This window comes from Listeria sp. SHR_NRA_18 (assembly GCF_003856515.1).
Taxonomy (GTDB): domain Bacteria; phylum Bacillota; class Bacilli; order Lactobacillales; family Listeriaceae; genus Listeria_A; species Listeria_A newyorkensis.
On record NZ_QPKR01000026.1, the window covers coordinates 1 to 2823 of the forward strand.

At 40.3% G+C, this 2823-nt stretch carries 2 protein-coding genes; both read left to right on the forward strand.

What is annotated here, in order from left to right:
• Window positions 1-2273 (forward strand): VaFE repeat-containing surface-anchored protein (locus DUK53_RS16775; protein WP_124893179.1); only part of this gene is annotated, 2273 nt, incomplete at its 5' end.
• 97 nt (window positions 2274-2370) lie between these two features.
• Window positions 2371-2823, forward strand: a 453-nt coding sequence (locus DUK53_RS16780) for a hypothetical protein (RefSeq protein WP_143813223.1), incomplete at its 3' end; no start/stop codon positions are given.

The following is a 2823-nucleotide window of genomic DNA, read 5'->3' on the forward strand; positions in this document are numbered from 1 at the left end:
GGACACAAAATAATAAATTGCGTCTAGCTAGGTCAGGTTCCACAGTTGTTTACAAAGGGCAGGTTATTTATGGCCCTAATATTGTAGGCCATTTTGAAGTAGATGGTGAGCAAGCGTTTTGTATTGAACATCCTAAACCTACTCCTGGGACAGGCACAAGCAATGACGGAGGTAACATTTACGATAATCCAAAAGTTGCCGCAGCTCTGTACTATGGTATTACAGGTGATGGTAACATGTTTGGTAGCGACTGGACACGAGGAACAGTTTTAACTTCGTTGGTTGTGAGTGAAATGTATTTAGGTAGTTATCAAGGTGGGCAATCAGTTCCAGGCTATGATGCTTACAGAGCTAAAGCGGCATCTGGAGACTACCCGAAAGCCGAAGCAAACTTCTCTGATACAGTATTAGCAAGTTCTATAGTTGGTGGAGTTCAACGGACACAAACAACAAAACTTAATGCAGATGTAAGTAATAAATTCCAATTTACTAATATCCCAGCAGAAGTCACTTTGCATAATGTAACAACAGGGGCGCAAAAAACTGGTGGCACAGCAACAATTAAAGGTGGAGATTCTGTTTACTTTACAGCTCCATTAACATATGACAAGAATTTTGCATCAGGAGCTTTAAAAGGAAGCATGAAAGATTACTCTCCAATTTTATATAAAATGGATGATGACAGCCTTCAAAAGCTTGTAAAAGGCGGATGGTTTGATCCAACCAAAACAATTTCTTTAACAGCACAATTTGAAGCTCGCACAGGAGACTTAGACATCACGAAAAAAGGCACAGATGGCAAACTTTTAGCTGGCGCAAGCTATGCACTTAAGAATGCAGCTGGAACCGTTGTTGCGAATGTAACGACAGTAACGAACGGTAAAGTATCCATCAAAGACTTGCCACAAGGCGATTACACAGCCACAGAAACAAAAGCTCCAGCAGGCTATTTGATTAATGCGGAACCAGTGGCATTCGAAATTGTTGCGGATCACGATGGCCAAATGATTACAGTGGAAATGAAAGATGCTCCAGCGATGGGCAAAATCAAGGGTACGAAAATTAAGGAAGTCATCGATCCTGAAAATGTAGACCCAGAGAAAATTGTGTATAAAGATATCCCGGCAGCAGACATTACATTTGATGTGATCGCAACATCGGATATCGTAACACCAGACGGCACTGTACGCTTCCAGAAGGGCGATATTGTCGATACTGTGAAAACGGATGCAAAAGGTTATTTCGAGTCCACAAAAGAGCTGTACGTGGGCGAGAACAACACATATCAACTAGTAGAAACGAATGCACCAGAAGAATATCAAACATTAGCGCCAATTGATTTCACATTAGCTTATGCGGATGGTGTAACACCAATCGTTTGGAAAGAATTTAGCGTAAAAAACGAATTGATCAAGCCGATTATTGGTACAAAAGCAACTGGATTGAATGGACAAAAAACGTTAAATCCACTTGGAAATACAACATTGATTGATCAGATCAACTACAAATCATTACTACCTGGTAAAGAATACACTGTGGTAACAAAAGCAGTTAACCCAGCTAATCCAGAAGAAGTCTATGCTTCATCAACAACGAAATTCACACCAAAAACAGCAGATGGCACGTATGAAGCAAAACTAATCGTTGACGGCAGCAAGCTAGCCGGAAAAGATGTCGTATTCTTCGAGTACTTGCAATATAAAGGCGAAGAAGTCGCAAAACATACGAATCCGAAGGATAAAGGACAAACAGTCCACTTTACCAATCCGAAAATTGGAACAAAAGCAACGTTTGAGAATGGCAAAAAAGCAACTGATCCAACTGGAGAAGTGACTGTAAAAGATACAATGAAATATAGCGGTATGATCCCAGGAGAAGCCGTAAAAGTAGTAACAAAGGCTGTGAATGCGAAAACGGGTCAAGTGATCCAAACGAAAGAAACCACGTTCACACCGAAAGCAGCATCCGGAGAATATGTTGTCAGCATGGTGCTAGATGCGAAACAATTAGCTGGTCAAGATATCGTATTTTTCGAGTACTTCCACAAACCAGAAACGAATCAATTGATAGCCAAACATGAAGACATCAACGATAAGGGCCAAACAGTTCATTTCAACGACATTAAACCAGTTCCGGCTCCAGAAAAACCTGCTAAGGTTGGATTCTTACCAACGACAGGGGACAGCAGCATGGACTTACTTGTATTGGCTGGACTTCTATTGATCGTAACAGCAGGCGTGTATTTGGTACGCCGTAAAAAAGCAAATCAATAATCATCAAGCTATGAAAAGAGACTAACGGGTAACTGCTAGTCTCTTTTTTTTGAAAAAATGGACACACAACAATAAAAATTTGAAGGAGATTACAAAAATGAACACAACACAAACAACGAGAATAAAAAAATTAAGTCTAGCGGTACTAACAGGTTTCACGGTTTTATCTCTAACAGCTTGTAGCCAAGGGAAAGCAGAAGAGCAAGCTCCCCCTGCGCAAGTAGAAGAAACAAAAGAAGCCAAAACAGCAAAAGCAGAAGTGGCAGCTGAAAACTCATTTTCTGATCCGGAAGTGGCAGCGAAAGCTTTTATGGATATTGCATTTAAAGGAAAAACAAGCCGTATTAAGGAGTTAACGCACCTTAGTCCGGATCAATTTAAAGAAACAGCGCTGGATCTATTTCGTGAAAATGGATCGTTGCATATTCCAGAAGGTTTCTTATTGCAAACCAAATCCGGATCAATTTATTCTTCCAACGAAATCTTAGAAGGCTACGCACAAACGATGATCAATATGTACCATGATATTGATGATTATACAACTGTAAGT